Raw genomic sequence first — 1,556 nt, forward strand, 5'->3', positions numbered from 1 at the left:
CTGGCCTTTGAGGGCGATGAAGCCCTGAGCACGCCGTTCAGCTACCGCATTGAGTTCACCAGCGGTGACCATGCCATCAGCAAAGAGAGGATGCTGATGAAAGCGGCCTCCCTGACGCTGCAGGCCCCGGTTGATCAGGGGTTCGGCATCAAAATGCAGCAGGTGGTGCGCACCCTTCAGGGCGTGGTGAGCGGTTTTGAACGCCTCAGCACCTCCAGGGATGAGACCCGTTACGCCCTGACGCTCCGGCCCCGCCTGGCGCTGCTCGACCGTTCGCACCAGAACGCCATTTATCAGGACATGTCGGTCCCGCAAATCGTCGAGAAAATCCTGCGCGAGCGCCACAGCATGCGCGGTCAGGATTTTCTGTTTTCGCTTGCAAAAGAGTACCCGCGCCGCGAGCAGGTGATGCAGTACGGTGAGGATGACCTGCACTTTATCACCCGCCTGCTGGGTGAGGCCGGCATCTGGTTTCGCTTTACCACCGACATGCGTCTGAACATCGACGTGGTGGAGTTTTACGACGGCCAGCAGGGGTATGAAAAAGGCCTGACCCTGCCGTCGGTGCCGCCGTCGGGCCAGCATTCGGCAGGGGGGGACTCGGTGTGGGGGATGGAGAGCCATCATAACGTGGTGCAGAAGCAGGTCAGCACCCGTGATTACAACTACCGCCAGGCCACGGAAGACATGAACACCCGGGTGGATGTGACCCGCGGGGATGCCACCACCTACGGGGATGCGTATCACTATGCCGACAACTACCTGACGCCGGGAAGCCACTATGACCGCAACCCGGCCCCGGAGTCGGGGGCGTTCTTTGCCCGCATCCGCCATGAGCGCTACCTGAACGGACAGACGCGGACGCGGGCCGTCACCAGCTGCCCGACGCTGGCCCCCGGCCAGGTGCTGAGGGTCACCGGGGGCATTGAGGTGGCGGAGGTCTTTGCTCATGGGGTGGTCGTTACGGCGATGCACAGCCATGCGCGGCGTGACGAGGACTTCTGCGTCAGGTTTGACGGCATCCCGGACAGCCCTGATTTTTGCTTCCGCCCGCAGCCCGGCACCCGTCCGGTGATGGCCGGCACGTTACCGGCCCGCGTCACCAGCACCACCGAAAACGACACCTACGGGCATATTGATAAAGACGGCCGCTACCGCGTCAGCATGCTGTTTGACCGGGATAACTGGGATGCGGGGTTCGAGAGCCTGTGGGTGCGCCAGTCCCGCCCGTACGCCGGGGATACGTACGGCCTGCACCTGCCGCTGCTGGCGGGCACCGAGGTGGCGATAGGCTTTGAGGACGGCAACCCGGACCGGCCGTACATCGCCGGCGTGCTGCACGACTCTGCGCACGGCGACCACGTCACCATCCGCAACTACAAACGCAACGTGCTGCGCACGCCCGCCAACAACAAAATCCGCCTCGACGACGAGCGCGGTAAAGAGCATATCAAGGTCAGCACCGAGTACGGCGGCAAAAGCCAGCTGAATCTCGGCCATCTGGTCGACGGCGAAAAACAGCGGCGCGGCGAGGGCTTTGAGCTCAGAACCGACAG

The 1,556-nt window shown here is 63.3% G+C and carries 1 protein-coding gene; it reads left to right on the forward strand.

Features of this window, described 5'->3' with window-relative positions; genetic code table 11:
* A partial coding sequence (gene vgrG, locus IFU29_RS22160) for a type VI secretion system tip protein VgrG (protein WP_191935763.1) occupies positions 1-1,556 on the forward strand: 1,556 nt, incomplete at both ends.

It is taken from the genome of Erwinia persicina, assembly GCF_014838825.1.
GTDB classification, from domain to species: Bacteria; Pseudomonadota; Gammaproteobacteria; order Enterobacterales; family Enterobacteriaceae; genus Erwinia; species Erwinia persicina_A.